The 16695-nt window shown below is 36.8% G+C and carries 22 protein-coding genes and 1 pseudogene; all 23 read right to left on the reverse strand.

Translation table 11 applies throughout. The features are described 5' to 3' along the window. Positions 1–96: 96 nt before the first annotated feature. The 23 genes and pseudogenes from eno to BO15_RS0110655 all read right to left on the reverse strand — a co-directional run bounded on the left by eno (position 97) and on the right by BO15_RS0110655 (position 16585). Positions 97–1395 carry a phosphopyruvate hydratase gene (gene eno, locus BO15_RS0110545; RefSeq protein ID WP_033154284.1) on the reverse strand — a complete coding sequence of 433 codons (1299 nt, stop codon included), beginning with the start codon at positions 1393–1395 and terminating at the stop codon, positions 97–99. Between the two features lie 255 nt (positions 1396–1650). Next, complete coding sequence (locus BO15_RS0110550) at positions 1651–2121, reverse strand: flavin reductase family protein (RefSeq protein ID WP_033154285.1); 471 nt, start codon at positions 2119–2121, stop codon at positions 1651–1653. A gap of 468 nt (positions 2122–2589) precedes the next feature. After that, positions 2590–3027, reverse strand: coding sequence for a GatB/YqeY domain-containing protein (locus BO15_RS0110555; RefSeq protein ID WP_033154286.1), 438 nt, complete (start codon positions 3025–3027; stop codon positions 2590–2592). A 148-nt stretch (positions 3028–3175) separates the two neighbouring features. Further along, a complete protein-coding gene (locus BO15_RS0110560) occupies positions 3176–3475 on the reverse strand; it encodes a hypothetical protein (protein WP_033154287.1) in 300 nt (99 codons plus the stop codon). A gap of 23 nt (positions 3476–3498) precedes the next feature. Then, a complete protein-coding gene (locus BO15_RS0110565) occupies positions 3499–3768 on the reverse strand; it encodes a hypothetical protein (protein ID WP_033154288.1) in 270 nt (89 codons plus the stop codon). A gap of 17 nt (positions 3769–3785) precedes the next feature. Continuing rightward, the gene (locus tag BO15_RS0110570; RefSeq protein ID WP_033154289.1) at positions 3786–4169 is read right to left on the reverse strand and encodes a VOC family protein; all 384 of its coding nucleotides are present in this window, start codon (positions 4167–4169) and stop codon (positions 3786–3788) included. 51 nt (positions 4170–4220) lie between these two features. Then, entirely contained in the window at positions 4221–4958 is a 738-nt protein-coding gene (locus BO15_RS0110575) for a YdcF family protein (RefSeq protein ID WP_033154290.1), read from the reverse strand. A 20-nt stretch (positions 4959–4978) separates the two neighbouring features. Further along, a complete protein-coding gene (locus BO15_RS0110580) occupies positions 4979–5725 on the reverse strand; it encodes a hypothetical protein (protein ID WP_033154291.1) in 747 nt (248 codons plus the stop codon). A 109-nt stretch (positions 5726–5834) separates the two neighbouring features. Beyond that, positions 5835–6092, reverse strand: coding sequence for a hypothetical protein (locus tag BO15_RS0110585; RefSeq protein WP_033154292.1), 258 nt, complete (start codon positions 6090–6092; stop codon positions 5835–5837). 151 nt (positions 6093–6243) lie between these two features. Further along, complete coding sequence (locus tag BO15_RS0110590; protein ID WP_052169890.1) at positions 6244–6543, reverse strand: hypothetical protein; 300 nt, start codon at positions 6541–6543, stop codon at positions 6244–6246. 33 nt (positions 6544–6576) lie between these two features. Further along, on the reverse strand, positions 6577–6978 hold the full coding sequence (locus BO15_RS0110595; RefSeq protein WP_033154293.1) for a hypothetical protein: 402 nt from the start codon (positions 6976–6978) through the stop codon (positions 6577–6579). A gap of 18 nt (positions 6979–6996) precedes the next feature. Continuing rightward, on the reverse strand, positions 6997–7950 hold the full coding sequence (locus tag BO15_RS0110600; RefSeq protein WP_081828642.1) for a DUF4037 domain-containing protein: 954 nt from the start codon (positions 7948–7950) through the stop codon (positions 6997–6999). 226 nt (positions 7951–8176) lie between these two features. Beyond that, positions 8177–8698, reverse strand: a complete 522-nt coding sequence (locus BO15_RS0110605) for a macro domain-containing protein (RefSeq protein WP_052169891.1) — start codon at positions 8696–8698, stop codon at positions 8177–8179. A 40-nt stretch (positions 8699–8738) separates the two neighbouring features. Further along, on the reverse strand, positions 8739–9221 hold the full coding sequence (locus BO15_RS0110610; protein WP_033154295.1) for a flavodoxin family protein: 483 nt from the start codon (positions 9219–9221) through the stop codon (positions 8739–8741). Between the two features lie 129 nt (positions 9222–9350). Next, the gene (locus BO15_RS0110615) at positions 9351–9938 is read right to left on the reverse strand and encodes a type IV toxin-antitoxin system AbiEi family antitoxin domain-containing protein (protein WP_033154296.1); all 588 of its coding nucleotides are present in this window, start codon (positions 9936–9938) and stop codon (positions 9351–9353) included. Between the two features lie 257 nt (positions 9939–10195). Then, positions 10196–10486 (reverse strand): NUDIX hydrolase, encoded by a 291-nt coding sequence (locus BO15_RS13875; RefSeq protein WP_330372027.1) that lies wholly within the window; start codon positions 10484–10486, stop codon positions 10196–10198. A 1-nt stretch (position 10487) separates the two neighbouring features. Beyond that, positions 10488–10598 (reverse strand): annotated as a pseudogene (locus BO15_RS13910) (arsenate reductase family protein); the annotation flags it as partial. A gap of 346 nt (positions 10599–10944) precedes the next feature. Further along, positions 10945–11226, reverse strand: a complete 282-nt coding sequence (locus tag BO15_RS0110630; RefSeq protein ID WP_033154297.1) for a hypothetical protein — start codon at positions 11224–11226, stop codon at positions 10945–10947. Between the two features lie 17 nt (positions 11227–11243). Beyond that, positions 11244–12380 (reverse strand): hypothetical protein, encoded by a 1137-nt coding sequence (locus BO15_RS0110635; RefSeq protein WP_033154298.1) that lies wholly within the window; start codon positions 12378–12380, stop codon positions 11244–11246. Positions 12381–12611: 231 nt separating this feature from the next. Continuing rightward, complete coding sequence (locus BO15_RS0110640) at positions 12612–13550, reverse strand: leucine-rich repeat domain-containing protein (protein WP_033154299.1); 939 nt, start codon at positions 13548–13550, stop codon at positions 12612–12614. 239 nt (positions 13551–13789) lie between these two features. After that, on the reverse strand, positions 13790–14299 hold the full coding sequence (locus tag BO15_RS0110645; RefSeq protein ID WP_033154300.1) for a pyridoxamine 5'-phosphate oxidase family protein: 510 nt from the start codon (positions 14297–14299) through the stop codon (positions 13790–13792). Positions 14300–14360: 61 nt separating this feature from the next. Beyond that, complete coding sequence (locus BO15_RS0110650; RefSeq protein WP_033154301.1) at positions 14361–14702, reverse strand: arsenate reductase family protein; 342 nt, start codon at positions 14700–14702, stop codon at positions 14361–14363. A gap of 8 nt (positions 14703–14710) precedes the next feature. After that, complete coding sequence (locus BO15_RS0110655) at positions 14711–16585, reverse strand: DUF2075 domain-containing protein (RefSeq protein WP_033154302.1); 1875 nt, start codon at positions 16583–16585, stop codon at positions 14711–14713. Positions 16586–16695 lie beyond the last annotated feature (110 nt).

Consider the following 16695-nt stretch of genomic DNA (forward strand, 5'->3'; position numbering starts at 1 on the left):
TTGCTGACAATTTCATTTTTCTGTCAGCAAGAAGTCATAATAAAAAGCAGGTTTACTCGAAAGTGAGAAAACCTGCTTTTTTAATGCAAATAGGAATTATTTTACATTGAATGCCTTGATTCCTGGGTAAACTGCTGCGTCACCGAGTTGCTCTTCAATTCTAAGGAGCTGGTTGTATTTAGCAACACGCTCTGTTCTAGAAGGAGCACCAGTCTTAATCTGGCATGTGTTCAAAGCTACAGCTAAATCAGCAATTGTTGTATCTTCTGTCTCACCTGAACGGTGTGATGAAATTGCTGTGTAGCCAGCCTTGTGAGCCATCTTGATAGCCTCAAGTGTCTCTGAAACTGAACCAATCTGATTGAGCTTAATAAGGATTGAGTTACCGCATCCGTTTTCGATACCCTTTGAAAGACGCTCTGTGTTTGTTACGAAAAGATCATCGCCAACAAGCTGAACCTTATCACCAATCTTGGCTGTCATCTTCTTCCAGCCTTCCCAATCCTCCTCATCAAGACCATCTTCGATAGAGATAATTGGGTACTTGTCTACAAGTGCTGCCCAGTGATCGATAAGCTCGTCTGTTGTAAAGTCCTTACCTGACTTTGGCTGATGATAGAAGCCCTTGCCTTTTTCTGACTTCCACTCGCTAGATGCAGCATCCATAGCAATCATGAAGTCCTTGCCTGGTTCAAAGCCTGCAGCCTTGATAGCCTTCAAGATAACTTCGATAGCTTCATCATCATTCTTAAGTGAATTAGGAGCGAAACCACCCTCATCACCTACAGCTGTAACATCTCCCATCTCCTTAAGGATTGCCTTAAGTGCATGGAATACCTCAGCACACCAGCGTAAGCACTCGCTGAATGAAGGAGCTCCAACAGGCATAATCATGAACTCCTGTGTATCAACCGCGCTATCAGCGTGAGCACCGCCATTCAAAATGTTCATCATTGGAACTGGAAGCTTAGTTCCCTGAATACCACCAAGGAATCTGTAAAGAGGAATATCAAGCGATGTAGCTGCAGCTCTACAACAAGCAATTGATGTTGCAAGGATTGCGTTTGCACCAAGGTTTGACTTATCCTTTGTGCCATCTGCCTTAATCATAGCTGCGTCGATTGCATAGATATCAGAAGCATCTAAACCGCAAATTGCATCTGCAATAGGTCCATTGATATTTGCAACTGCCTTAGTAACACCCTTGCCTAAATATCTTCCTTTATCGCCGTCACGAAGCTCAAGTGCCTCAAACTCTCCTGTAGATGCACCTGAAGGAGCCATTCCGCGTCCAACTGTTCCATCAACAAGTGTGACCTCGCATTCAACAGTAGGATTTCCTCTTGAGTCGAGGATTTCTCTACCAATAACCTTTTCAATTTCTAAGTAATCCATACCTATCCATCCTTTCACATGAATTTGTTTTTTAGAACTCCATATTGTTAAGGCAGGTAGCAGCTGCGCTTAACAATACAAAAAGGAGTTCCGCAATGATTTACACATGGTTAGCCTTTACTAACTACAAGTAGATTAACAGAACTCCTTATCATATTCAAGGATATTTAGCTCACCTTATTGAGCATTTTTCTCAATAAGAAAAGCAATATTATTTAGTTACTTTTAAGCTCAAGAATCTCATAATAATCTAGTCTAAAAGATTCCCACTACCTCTCCTATATACATCTCGTGCTGAGCTTCATTCTCATAAAACTGCTTTGCAATTTCAGGAATCATATTATCTGTCTCAAGTCTCTGGCAAATAAGTTTTCTGCAGACAAGAGTAACTTCTGCTTCTGCAAATGTAATTCCATTTTCAACTTCCTCAGGAGTAAGACCAGATTCATGAACCTTGTCCATATCGCGACCAGATTTTGATCCAAGAACACCCAAAGTCTTTTTGTATTCTTCTGGATAAAAGCTAACAGTGAAATAATCGTTGTCTTTCATAAACTCATTTGTGTAGCGTGATGTTCTAACATAAACTGTAGCAACTGGCTTATTCCAAAGAGTTCCCAGGCCGCCCCAGCTAATTGTCATTGTATTAAATCTATCTTTATCTCCCGCAGTAAGCAATGCCCACTTTTTATCGTACTGCTCAAAAATGTTTGTATTAAACTCCATAAGTAATTATCCTCCTTTTATTGTACGCAATTAATATAACAATAGTACTGTTTTATTGCTAATAATTCTAGGTGAGAACTGCAATTTTAATAATTTCTTTATAATCGCAGTTATTAAATAGGAGTTATGTATCATTTCAAAGATAATGATGTCTTACGCCATTGTAGTTCAAAGTATTTAGCTATTTTACTGCTTAATCCATAGATATAAATCTATTTTTGAAAATCAAAAGTATTAAAATACATTATATTTAATTTTTAATACCATAATTGCCCTTTAAAGCATATATTCAAAATGCCCCTAAGTATTAAAATTCAATAATTACTGAATTTAATACCTTAGAGGCATCTTTTCTTCCACATTATTTATTGATTGTATAATAACAAAATCTCAGCAAGTATTAAAACGAAAAAAATAACAAATTTAATACTTTTGCCCAACAAATCCCAAGAATTCCAAGCAAAAAACTTATTTGCAAAGCTCAGCAACAATCATATTGATGGCTTTTCCGTCTGCCTTGCCCTTAAGAGCTGGCATTACTTCCTTCATGATTGCGCCCTTATTCTTTGAAGCAAGCACCTCTGCGAAGTTTGCCTGAAGGAATGCGCGAATCTCATCCTCGCTCATCATTGTTGGAGCATACTCTTTGATTACATCATATCTAAACTGGTACTCTTCCTTTAAATCTGTTCTCTCAGCTGGGCATGTGTCGAGCTGCTCCTTTGCTGTCTTTAATGACTTGAGAATAACCTGATCTACCAAATCATCTGCAATGTTATCTCTAGTGCCAGCGTCGATAGCGGCCTTCTTTACATCAGAAACCAATGAAGAAATGGCATCTTTTCTTGCCTTATCTCTTGCCTTCATTGCTGCAACCATGTCTTTTTGTAATGTTTCAAACTGCATTTTCATTATCCTCCTCTAATCTATTACCTAGATTATAGTCCTTATCAATGCGTAAATCCATGGCGCAATTACAGAAATCTGATGAAACCACCTTGCCATCATCTATTCGGATGATGTGATTGAAAAAAAGGCGAGGCCTCAGCCTCGCCTAATCAAAATCCTGTTCTACATCAGCAATAGCGCATTTGCCACAAACCTGGCCGACGAATTCTTCCATGTAGAAAAACTCGCCATCAAAATAGGAATCAAATTCCTTAATGGCGCCAGCCAACGTAAATGCCTTGCCGCAATCCTTGCATTTCCTCATAAGTGACATGGCCACTTCGTCATCCTCTACTTCGTAGTCGTCGTGTTCCATGTCGCAGTCTTCATAGCCCTCCAGCTTATGAGTAGTTAAATATTCATCCGATGGCTTAAGCTCTCCATCTATCTCTGAAAAAAATCCCATAAATATTTATATCTCCATTCTTTCTACATCCAATTATAATCGCCACCGGTGACAGCTAATGAAAGAAGTGCGTCCATACGCTCAACCTCTTCTTCGCCTCTAACAACCTGCAAAAGCTTTGCTGTTTCCTTGACCACTGGCATTGGCTCATCTGGACCGATTTCCATATCTGGCTCCTTGCCACAGTAAGGACAAACCAAACTAGGACCAACCTGAACTGATAAAAATCTGTTTGCACATTCAGAGCATTCATAAAAGCCTGCTAATTCTGTGCCATCTGGAACATAATACATAAAACTATCCTCTCAATCTATTCATGTAATTCTAGTGGTAATCCATCTGGATCAAAAAAGAATGTCATTTTTTTATTTGTAAATTCATCAGTCCTGATGGGCTCGCATTCGATTCCAATGGCATTCAATCCATTTACCGTATTTACGATATCATCAACTGCAAACGCTAAATGCCTAAGGCCACAAGCTTCTGGATATGATGGTCTTTTAGGCGGATTTTGAGGTGCAAAAATTTCCAGTTCAGTTGACTCATTTATCCTCAAATCTAACTTCCAATCGTTCTTCTGAGGCCTAAAATTTTCTCTGATGATTTCAAATCCTAGCTTATTAACATAGAAATCCTTGGACTTTTCATAATCAGAAACGATTATAGCCACATGATGTATAATAGATAAATTCATAATAAACTATTCCTTCTTTAAATTAATAATATAACGATTATATACTATCTTCTAAAAAATATCTTTCAAAATCCCAAAGGTCTCCCTCACCATATTGTTTGGAAGATACTGGTACTCCGTAAACGCAGCAATGCCTGTCACATCAGCATCGGTGTAGCGCCTTGCAATCATCACTCCTCTGAATACATGGAAATTGTTTGTGACGATTCCGATTTTCATATCATCAGATACCTCCACCAGATTCATTGCATTGCTGATATTTTGATCTGTATCTCGTGACTCACTTTCAACTATTATTCTATCTTCTGATATGCCTTGTTCAATAAGATAAATTTTCCCGCCTTCACCTTCGGAAATGGATTCGTTGACGCCCTGGCCGCCAGTAACAATTACCTTCGTGTCAGGATTACTATTCAAATAATCAACTGCAGAATCAAGCCTTGCCTTATATACTACACTTGGTCCCCAGTCTTTCATCTGCGCCCCCAGGACAATAATGTAATCTGCTCCGTTCTCTCCTTTTGAAAAAAACTGAGTGAGGATGCACCCTTGGCATATGATGAAGATGCCGATGCCAGTGGCTACAATAATTCTGAAAGCAAGTCTTATCGCTTTAGGTACTTTAGGCCATAAGTTTTTCTTGTCCATCAGATACATAAAGCCGAAAAATATAGCTGCAAAGGCCCATATAATAAATGAAAATGTACCACTTCCCACCATATATACAGCAATTGAATACAATGCTGAAAGAATGGCTAAAAGAGCATAAACTAATCTTAATTTGCGCATTACTCTTTCCCTTTCGTCGATTATGTATTATATATAGTTATCACTCCCCGTAAAATCTTTCTAATCTGTTTTTCAGTGGCTATAGGATATACTTCCATAATATGCTCAGCTATAGCTTTTCCAGATTCTGCCGGGTTCATACTATATAAAGATGACACATGGTCACGCCCATAGATATTTTCAGGCTTAGTATATATGGCGATAGGCCAGCCATAAGCTTCGCCTATTTTGTTCTTGCGTTGCCTAAAATCACGTACTGTAAGATATGTCATCATCTGAAGGTCAGTGATTGTACCATCAAAGCCTTTTTCGCCGCCTTTGCCAAAGCCTGCTTTTTGTTTCAATTCATTAGAATATATTTCATCACAGATTTCTAAAACATCCATAACTTTCTTTTGGCGTCTTGAAGCTTTTTCATCATCCCATAGAGCATCAAAATCATAGCCATCACGCCTGTAGTTAGCAAAATATGGAAACCATCCCTTTGAAATAAATCCAGCTTTCTTATTGAAAAACTTACCATAGGCAATGTCACCACGACGTGCTATTATTTCTCTCCATTCCCATGGATCAAGTGTTGGATTGCCACTCCACCAATATTCAGGAACTGTGCGCTCTTCTAGTGAAAATCCGGGAATTTCATTCTTAAATAGAGGCAGAAATCCGATTTCATTTATATATTCAATTGCTTCATCAACTGTATGTAAACATTCTGGATCATCCCATTCCACTCCATACATTACCCATGTACCATTTTCATTAGGCATTTATTTGATATCCCCCATTCTAACCCAATATAATACTTAACTTCCATATGCTTAAAGTTCTTTAACCTTTTTCCAACTCCAGCTCGCCCAAAAGCCCTAAGGCAGCCACCTACATCAAAAACATAGCTACAAACTGATAGATTACAAAGCCTGATGGAATCAGCGCCAGCGCAGCAGCAATAAGAAGTACTATAACTAAGGTTTTCTTTCTCTTAGATTCACTAAGAGGCTTGCCAGTGTTAGCAAGGACAGCACTGCTGATAATAGCTGTGATAGCCAGGCCAATGAGAAACAGTACAACTCCCACAACTGCAAAGAATGCTGCCATCATCAATAATGTTACTAATACAATTCCAATAAATGCCATAATTATCCTCCACTTTAATAAATCATGACTCTATACTATTTCGAGTAAGTAAATAAGTCTTGCTGTTGCCGCTAAACCTAAATGCACTAGTCAACTAAAAGTAGACACTTTGTCTTACTTTTAGTTGACTAGTGCACTTCCATATCCATATTTAAGCTGTCCAAATTCCATCGTTTCCGACTATATAAGCCTCGGCAGGATTTTCAGGATTATAGCAAATTTCTACTTCATCCAACACCTTTTTTGTTCCTATTACAGGGAAACGTCTTTGTCCAATAGGAATAGGCCCTATTTTTATAGCTTCGCCTTTATATTTTAACTTTTCTGTGATTTCGTACTCTACGCCATCAATCAAATATGCAACAGTCATTAAGGTGACATGATTGCTTTTACCCCGTACTTCTTTTACTATTCCTATTTCTTTTTGCGTACATCTTTTCCTATTTACCATATTCTTCCCCTGTAAATTGATTACCTTTCTGAATTATTCCTCCATGTCATCTAGCTGAATAATCGAATCTTTCTCCACAGCAGTAACAAAGTTATAGCTTTCTATTGATTCAATGAGGGAATCTAACTGCTGGTCATTAATTGTATCTTTTATAGACAATGCATATCCAGATATCACATCGTACTTATACATAACCTCAAGGTTATAAGCATTACAAATCTCTTGGATTTGCTCTTCAGTGGTCCCTTCTTCAACCATTACTATCAAAGAAGACATGCTGTAATCCTGAACTGGCTCTTCTAGCTCCTGTACCTCAACCTCTATCTCTTCAGTTGGAGAATAAATTGGTTCATTTATTTCATCTCGCTCAGCCTCTTTACATGCCATTAAACCAATTGAAGCAATACATAATGTGATAATAACCAATCTTTTCATACTATTAATCCTCTACTTTTATTCCCCTTTATAAATCTTTAATATTTCATCGATGTATATTTCCAAGTAAGAGTCGCCACCTTCTATCAAATCGTTATTCTTAAGAAGCTCAACTATGGCTTTTGCTATTTCTTCAGCAGTAGCTATTACCTTATCTTTCATATTGATGCTTCTAGGATTATATGTATTAAATCTCCATGCTGCATCATCACTTACAGTAGAAGCAAGCTTTTTGACAAGCATTGCATACTCACCGTCATTATCTAGTTCAGATAATGCTCTATAAGTCCATTTATAGTATGGCGCAAATTTTCTATTAAGCAAAAAGTATAGCTCCATAGCTGCCTCAAGGCCTTTTGCTCTACAAAGCTCCGCTGCCACTATATCATTTCTAGTCATACATCTAGCATAATTTACCTGAAGAGCTGCTGAAAACTGATGAAGCTCATTTACTATTCTTCTTCTCCAAATGCTATCTGGATAATAGCTTAAAAGAAGATTCCTGAATCTTGTAAATTCCCCCAAATCGTCTCTAAAGACCTCTCCATTTGTTGCTGTAGCAAGACAACTGTGTTCTAGATTAAGCCAATCATTTTCCGTAAGAATACAGTCTTTAGTGTTGCAATCAATATAAAGAATGTTTGAGTAAAATGACCTTATAGTCATAACCCCTCTTCGCTCTTGAAGTCGTTCTGTAAGCTTTTCACCACCATACTGCATAGCAAGCTCATTATATGCTATAGATAAGAGGCATCCTATTTCATCAAAGTCCTCGTCGGTAAGCCATAGGCATACACCAGTACCAAAATCATGATCACGAGACATGTAATCATCATAACCAAAACAATCGGATCCCTCGCCAACTAAGCCTACCGCTATTCTTGATTCATATTTAGGAAACTTTTCATGTATCATAGGAGCCACTTGATTCTCGTAAAACCGTCGACTCTTTTCAAATTCTGTATTTCGCATTATTCCGCCATTTATCCTCTATTAATGTATCAGCACCTATCTTATCCGCAATTTTTTTAGCAACAAAAACAATTGTACCATTCCTAGCAGGACCTTCCAGGGCCAGGTCTGCCCGTAGGATTTGAAAAACAATCAAAAAGTTATGCCACACTGACATGATAATTCATAAAACTTCAACTATAGCAATAATAAAAGCAATGATTACTGAGACATTTTACCGTATTTCCTATATTTGCGCCTCAGCTGATTTCATTTCACTACTTGTAAAAGCACAAAGTAATACATCCACGTCATAATCTGGATAATCCTTAGTGAAACTCTCGTATGCTCTCTTGCATTGTTTAGCTGACTCTCCAGGAGCATCTGCTAAACTACCGCCAAATATTCCTGAACTTATTAAAGGGAATGAAATACTATGAAGACCATTATCCTTAAGAACAACCAGCGAATTGTAATAAGCTTCAAATAATTCCTTAAATGCTTTTGGAGTAGCTCCAAAATTTGGACCTACTGCATGAATTATATATTTACAATTAGTCATATTAAAAGCTGGAGTAATAGCTGCTTCACCATCATTTAAAGGTGGATTGCATTTATCACAAGCATCTGATAGTTCCCTCATTCCAGCTTTGCTAAAGATAACACCACATATACCACCACCGGCAGCTAAATATCTATTGGCAGCATTAACAACTGCATCAACCTTTTGGTCTGCACAAGATCCATTTATCAATTTTAAACTGCTCATAAGACTATTCACCTTCTACTGCTTTTCTATATTTTTCACCTTAAAAGATTTCCTTACAAAAATCTTCTATTTTTTTATCATTATCATCACTAGGCTTGTCCTTTGGATCAATAAGAATAAGTGTAGCAGCAAGCGAATCTATCCCAATGCTCTCCTTCAATTTTCCAAAGGCTTTCTCTGCACCAGCTCCACTTTGACATGCAAATGCTGCAATTCTCTTTTCCTTAATCCCAGGGTTCTCTTTTATAAATGTTCTAAGTGGTGGAGTAATATTGCTAGCCCAAACCGGAAAACCAAATACTATCTGCTCATAAGAAGCTAAATCTATAGAATATGGTTCCAAATCAGGAGTTTCTGCCATAACAGCACTCTTCCCACCCCAGAAGAATTTTGCAAATCCTTTTTCTGGATACTTTTTAACAGGAACTAATCTTAATTTATCAGCACCTATCTTATCCGCAATTTTTTTAGCAACAAAATCTGTATTTCCCTCATGGGAATAATAAATAATAAATGTTTTCATGAAAAAATCCCCCTCATGTATAATTGTACCATTCCTAGCAGGCCCTTCCAGGGCCAGGTCTGCCCGAGCTCCACAGACCACTCGCTGACGCGAGTAAGGAAGGATTGTAATCGGCTTCGCCGATGTTTTTCATAGTAGTACCTCCATATATCGCAAAATCTTTTTCTTAACATGTAATTGTTCTGCGTAATCCATTAAAAGATTGATATTTTTATTTTCATATTTTGCATATCTCTTCATTGCGTCAAGAACAATTTGAATATCAGAACCTTCGCCCCTAACAATATCGCACAAAGTTCTTTCTATATTATAGACTCGAATTGGATTCCCACTGAACGACAGTGCATCACTCAATCCTAAAGAGTATTTTTCTTGTACTACTCTTTTTATAATCACGTTTTCATTTTTTAAAGATGGTGCATTATAGCCCTGAGGAAATGTAAATGAATATATAGCAGGAGTTCGATCTGTAAATCCATGAATGTATAATGCTGTCTCATGAGACACTATACCCTTGGAATATTTTACGCTAAGAATATATAAATCATCTTCCCATTGATCTGTAATCTGATATAGTCCTCGACCGACTCTCATCAGTTTATTGTTATTTACATAAGATTTTAATGCTCGACGATCTCCGCCATAAGCTTCAACATCAGTTACTTTTACAAGGCCATCTGTCGATTCTGCAATTAATTTATCAATAATATTGCTCATTTCTCCACCACCTTTCGCACATTAATTTTATATCGAATAATGTGTGAATGTCAATAAAATATGAGCATTCGCACATTATTTTAGAGATATTTATTGTGCGAATGTCTGTAGAACGTATTTACGAATCATCTCAAGCCCGCCCATAGGAACACAGAATTTCTCATCCCTTGGTGGCTGGCATGCCTGATACACTTCCTCTAGGTCGAACCACTCTACACTGTCCAGCTCTTCCTTTTGAATGGTAAGGTTATCGATTCCTACCTCCTCGTCATAGATATAGACGAATGCAATTCTCTAACAGCAGATTCCAATGGCTCATCCCCAGCCTGAATATGCCCAGCTGATGAAGTGTCATATCTGCCCGGAAAAGAATCCTTATTCATAGCTCTCTTCTGTAAAAGAACCTCTGTCTTATCTCCATTTTCACGAACCACCCATATGTGTGCTGTTCTATGTCTAATGCCCTCAGCATGCGCCTGTGATCTGGTCACTGTTTCGCCCATAGGCTGCCCGTTTTCATCCACGATGTCAAAAATCTCTTCTGCCATATTACTCCCACTTCTTCCAAACATCAGGCTGATAGCCAAGTGTAGACTGCTTTCCATTTCTCACAACTGGAGTCTTGATAATCTGCTGTGATTCAAGAAGCTTCTCCAACTCATGCCTTTTTCCTTGTTTTTATTATTGTACCATTCCTAGCAGGCCCTTCCAGGGCCAGGTCTGCCCGAGCTCCACAGACCACTCGCTAACGCGAGCAAGGAAGGATTGTAATCGGCTTCGCCGATAGAATTTAAAAAGTGCTGCAGAGCAAGCCCTGCAGCTAATATATAAGAGCGGGCAAGCTTCGCTTCAACCCGCGAATCGAGATTAGGCCTCCACATTGTGGAGGAAGTTTGAGTAATTGTACATAGGCAACTACCTCCTTTTCCTAATATCGATTTTATTATAAGTTATGTGTAAAGCAGCAACAAGCGATTTATTGCCTTATAAGACTATCAACATTGCTTTAATTAAACGGTATATCAGGATCATCCTCATCAGGCAAATAGCTCTTTTGATAGTAATCAGGCCACTCATCAGGAATCATCGGAATATTATCCGAGTATCTAAAATTGGCTGGCATAACCGTTTTCTCAAGTATTTCAGCAGAATATATTGTATCTAAATCTGGGTATACAGCTCGCAATTCCCTTGAAGTGTGACATTGTATAAACTCATTTACTTCATTCACATTATCAGCCTCAAGTACATATTCAACAACCTCAACCTGTCTAATTTTATATCTCATAAACACCTCTAAACTATCTAATCATTCCAATCGTTCCAATAATCCACTGCTTCATCATAAGCATCTTCATCGTCTTCGTAATCATCATAATCATAAAATTCCTCATAATAGTCTTCAGCAAAACTGTCTGCATCCTTATATCTTCCGCTATTATAAGAATCACGATTACTATAAGAATTATTACTATAAGATGATGCATCATTGCTACTGCTGTTCGAATTGCTCTTCGTATGTGAAATTAATTCCCCGTCATCAAAGAAATAACCATATCCATAAGGAGTATCATAGGATTGTAACTTAAATGTAGTAAGCTCCCCATCTGTGTATCGCAAATCATATTTGTAGTAATATTCTTGGTCATTAATATATGTCTTTGAAACAAAATTGCCCTCACCATTTGAACGCATTGTTAGAAAGTAGTCCCCATCAAGAGTACCTACTTGCAATCGATATTCTGTCTCATAACCTACAATAGTAACATCCTTTCTAAATGGAACTGTCTCACCAGCTTCTAATAGCTTACCGTATTTTTCATAATAATCACTGTTATGATAAATATCTTCAGCCTCTTGAATTACTTGATTACACATTGAGCACATAAGTAATGCCTGTGCTTTACTGGATTGCTTCTCAAATCCTACATCGTATACTCCATCAACATAGACACTATTATTCTGAGTAACTTCCTCTCCCGCATCATATTTATATTTGTCACTTTCAAATTCTGCTCTAGTAGTTGATATAGAAAATAGCCAATCGTTTTGAGCTACATATTTATCGTAATCTATATTTTGAATACTTCCTTGCAAGCGGGCTAATGATTTTTCATATGCTGCATAAGGAGCATCTATAATTTTCCAGATAACTAGTATGGCTATGATTCCAGCAACTATAGAAGCAACAACAATACCAAGTTGCTTCAAGAACGCCATGTTAACAACTTCTTTATCATGTATTCTTTCAACTTTCAAGCTGTTAGAGTATCTTGTAGTCGATTTATCCCCATCACTGCCGCTTGATTTAAAAGCAATCTGATCATATGTATCACAGTCATGTAAAAAGCATTCAGCCTGATCTGCTTCGAAAGCATCTATATGGCCATCATGATTTGAATCAAATAAAGAGTTTCCTCCAAACCCCGAATTATCCCGCACAATATACCTCAACGAAACCATTCCAAATATCAAACTTATTAATTACTATGTCCAATAATCCGCTTAACACCAACGACACGCTTCTCTTTAGTATAGTAACCAGTCAAAAATTCCCTATCTTATCTCCATTTTCTATAGAATTTGAAAATTGTCTTTGCCCTCATGCATTTTTTATAATTTAAATATTAGTTAATTATAACATCTATCTTAAATATGCGATTTTTATCTCTATTATTGAAAGAATTCACCATATGGACGACATTTAATTTTTTTATTCTGTGCATATGATTGAGCATAAGAACCAGCGTTACAATAAAATATCGCCTTTGTAATCGAACTCCTATGAATAGGATTATATCTCAAGTCTATTTCCCCATCTTTTCTATGAACAAATGCTGTTTCCTTAATTTCAAAAGCATCATCATCTATATAATTAACCGAATCAGGAATAAGGATTTTCTCTAACTTTGAACATCCACTGAAACAATCCGAACAAATCTTTTTAATCGTTTGACCATTTATATGAACACTTTTTACAGAAGAAAACATGAATGCCTCTTTAGGAAGCTCTTCTCCACTAATGTCAATTTTTAAACTATCTATTAGTGCACCTTTGAAGGAACCACAAGTAAACTCATATGTATCATTTAACACAATATCACCAAGCTTTACATAGTTAAATGCCTCCCTGCCTATGTAAATATTATGAAGATTGCAAAACATATCAATGTAAAGATTCTTGCACCAATAGAATGCACCATCAGCAATTATTCTAATGCTGTTTTCTTCATTTATTATTATTTTTCTTATAGAACTATTTGCAAATGCCCTAGTACCAATTTCTTCAATAGTATTTGATATATTAACAGTATCAATATTGTTATCATTCTCAAACGCTCCATCCCCAATACTAACAATTGGTATCCCGTTTATTCTTTCGGGAATATTTAATAATGGATTCATATCAAAATCTATATGCCCTATTACTTTGGCATATATTTCTTTCTCAGTAATCTCAACCTCATATTTTAAATGAGAATCAAGAATAACCTTTCTTTCAATAACTCTATTGGAATTATTATTTAATTTGTAAGCTTTTTTTTCGAGTAATGAACTAAACCAAACAAATAGCCCTAAAGAAAGAATAATAGTTAATAGACCCTCAACCATTTCTATTTACTCCAATAATAATAACTACTCATACATCTTGATAAAATAACAATAAGAGCTTAAATGAAAATCATAATGATAAACAATTAAGCTCTTATATATTATCAAATCAATGTGTATAATTTTAGAACATCGTCCTCAAACGGACCATTTACAATACCTATATCAGTAGCCTTTATTTCAAAATCTCTTGTATAGTGCTCCTTATAATAATTAGCACTTGTATTAATCGCCTGGTTCTATACATCCAAGTGCTGCCTACTCCCGAACCCATCCTTCTTCAACTCTGAATCCAGATAGTCAAATGAAGATGGCTCAACCTTAATCAAATTCATAGGTTGCGGCAACTTCTTCATAACCTCCACAGGGATCTTCTTGTGCTCCATAAGTTTCAGATACTCATCCGAAAATGGCTCCACCATAGACGCCACTCCCTGCACCTGCAAACTTTTCAGCTGACCAAAACCACCGTAAGGTTCAAAAATGGCAATACCCACATTCTTATTCTCCTTCAGCCCTCTGAACTTCAAGCCACCCTCTGAGAAAAAGTAAAAGTTTACATCTACATAGTTATATTCAATAGGTGTGTTGCGCACGCAATCCATAGAAGCTGTAGCCAATGCACATGTATTATGAGCACCGATAAAAGCTTCAATCTTTTCTTTTAATGCTGCTGGCTCCATATGAACAGAGTCCGCATCCTTCTTTTCCCAATGTGATGCTGCCGCATCGTAATCCATCTCCCACATTTTATATTCCCCCTACTCATGACATTTTAAGTCTCTATTTTTCACTACATTTATAGTAGTTCTACTCCCACTTTTTCCATACATCAGGCTGATAGCCAAGTGTAGACTGCTTTCCATTTCGCACAACTGGAGTCTTAATAATATGCTGTGATTCAAGAAGCTTCTCCAACTTGTCCTCATCAGTAATATGCTGAAACAAAGCAACAGCATCCTGGTCCTTCGCATTTACGTTAACCATATTTGCGATACCACCATTAGCAGAAGCAACAGATGTAAGCTCACCCTTGCTCATGCCTTTTTCTTTCATATCGATAAACTGATATTTGATGCCACGCTCTTTGAAAAAACGCTCTGCTTTCTTTGTATCGTTGCACTTCTTCGTGCCGAAGATTTGTATGTTCATATACTTTTCTATACCTCTTGTTTCAACTGTTGCTTTAAATAACGAGCTAAGGCTTGATTAGTGCAATATACATAGCATCCCTTCATTCCTCTAGTCATAAGTGTTCTATAAGTATTCTTAATAATCTCATCTGAAATCTTTTGAGCTTCAGCAGGATGTTTTGAATTCAACGTCTTTATGCCCTTCATTGAAGAATCAGTATCTGCTCTTTTTGTAAAGTCAGTAATAACATGACCATTTTCATATCGCATGTCATCACCTATTATTACTCCAACGTAATCGAATTCCAAACCTTGTGAAGTATGAATACATCCAGCTTCATGTACTGATTCTTCATTAACGGCAAACGCATCACCATTATCAAGGTTCCAACTAATACCGTAATTACCTATTTGGATGTCATGATATGATGAATCACTTCTTGTTGTCTTAGGCCAATTCCAACAATACCCAGCAAGAATTCTAGCCCGATTTCTAAGGTGATTTTTATCTACTACCCAATGTTCAAGTTCAAAAGGTGTATCGCAAATACGGATATCATAATCTATATCGTCCAAATCGAAATTTGCTGTATCTCTTATTTCTAAAACATTATCTAACCATGCTAGATAACCATCTGAACCATTACATCTAAATTGAGATGTAAGCTCCATCTTTGTAACTTCAGAGCCTTCCAACTCAGCCCATTTTTCTATTTCAGCAACACTACCTATATCCTTTGTAGTCACCCTTTGACTTTCATCTATAAAGAATACGCTACATGCTGCCGCATGAATGATTTCTTTAATTTGATTCTCGCCAAGATTTTGGAACATGCCGGACTTTTCGTTTAAACGATGCGCTTCATCAGCAATAATAGTTCCCACAGAATTATTAGGAGCACTTGTAAAACTTCCTGACCCAGTGAACAACAAATCAACACTCTTCTTTTTAAAAGAGCCCTTTAGTTTGTATGAATACACTTTTCGTACTTCGGCATTCTTAGTTACATACTGTGCAAACTGATTTCTTTTTGTAAGTTCCGCTAATAGATTAATTGCTACTACTGTCTTTCCTGTTCCAGGACCACCTTGTACAATAATTGTTCTTTTATTTCTATCTTTTTGAGATTTGAGAGAGTTTTCCAGAATCTCTTCATAAACAACTTTTTGATCATCCAACATTACAAATTCTTGATTACCTTTAAGCATGCTGGCAATTGAATCCTGGAGCTGTTTTGAAGGCTTAATCTTTCCATTATCGATTCTTAAAAGGGTCTGGTCATATTCCCCCTTTTTAATATTGCTCTTTATAAAATTCTTTAACTGCTCACGCTGACCATAAGTAAATGCAGGAGCTTCATCCAAAATTTCTTGATATTGTTCCGCATCAATCGGATCATTAGCTTTGCGAGGATAATTATGTAAATATGCACATGGATGTAGTTTTATCTCCTTCTCCTGTACAAATTCATTGTAATCCTTTATTAACGCTGCATAAGACCACGCCTGATAACTTGGATGAGGAACTCTTCTATCGGCTTTACCGATAAAAGTTTCTACGATGCAATCCTGACTTTTGATTGCCGTAAGTTCTTCCCATTGTTTCAACTCGATTATTACAACATTCCCTTTATTATCTTTATCTAATCCTGAAATCATAAAGTCAATTCTTTTTGAAGTCTGTGGAATGTTATATTCAATAGCTACACCTACATCGTTTGGGATTTCTGAATCATTCATGGTAATATACATTTCTTTTAGGGAATTTCTCCATGAATTAAGCTCACTCAATCCTGTAGTTCTATTCATCTTTTTCTTTATTGTTTCATACAACTTATTCTCTAGTAAGTCATTCTCTGTATCATGCATGAAATCCATTTTCGTTCCGTTGTATATTAGCATTTTGGTCCTCGTTTCAAGTTTATATAATTATTAATTTTCTATCCCCTTATATACAGAATTACCCTCCTGTACACACTATCCTAAAAAATTGCCTGTCCTCAATGAGGCCA

The sequence above is a fragment of the Pseudobutyrivibrio ruminis HUN009 genome (assembly GCF_000703005.1).
GTDB classification, from domain to species: Bacteria; Bacillota; Clostridia; order Lachnospirales; family Lachnospiraceae; genus Pseudobutyrivibrio; species Pseudobutyrivibrio ruminis_A.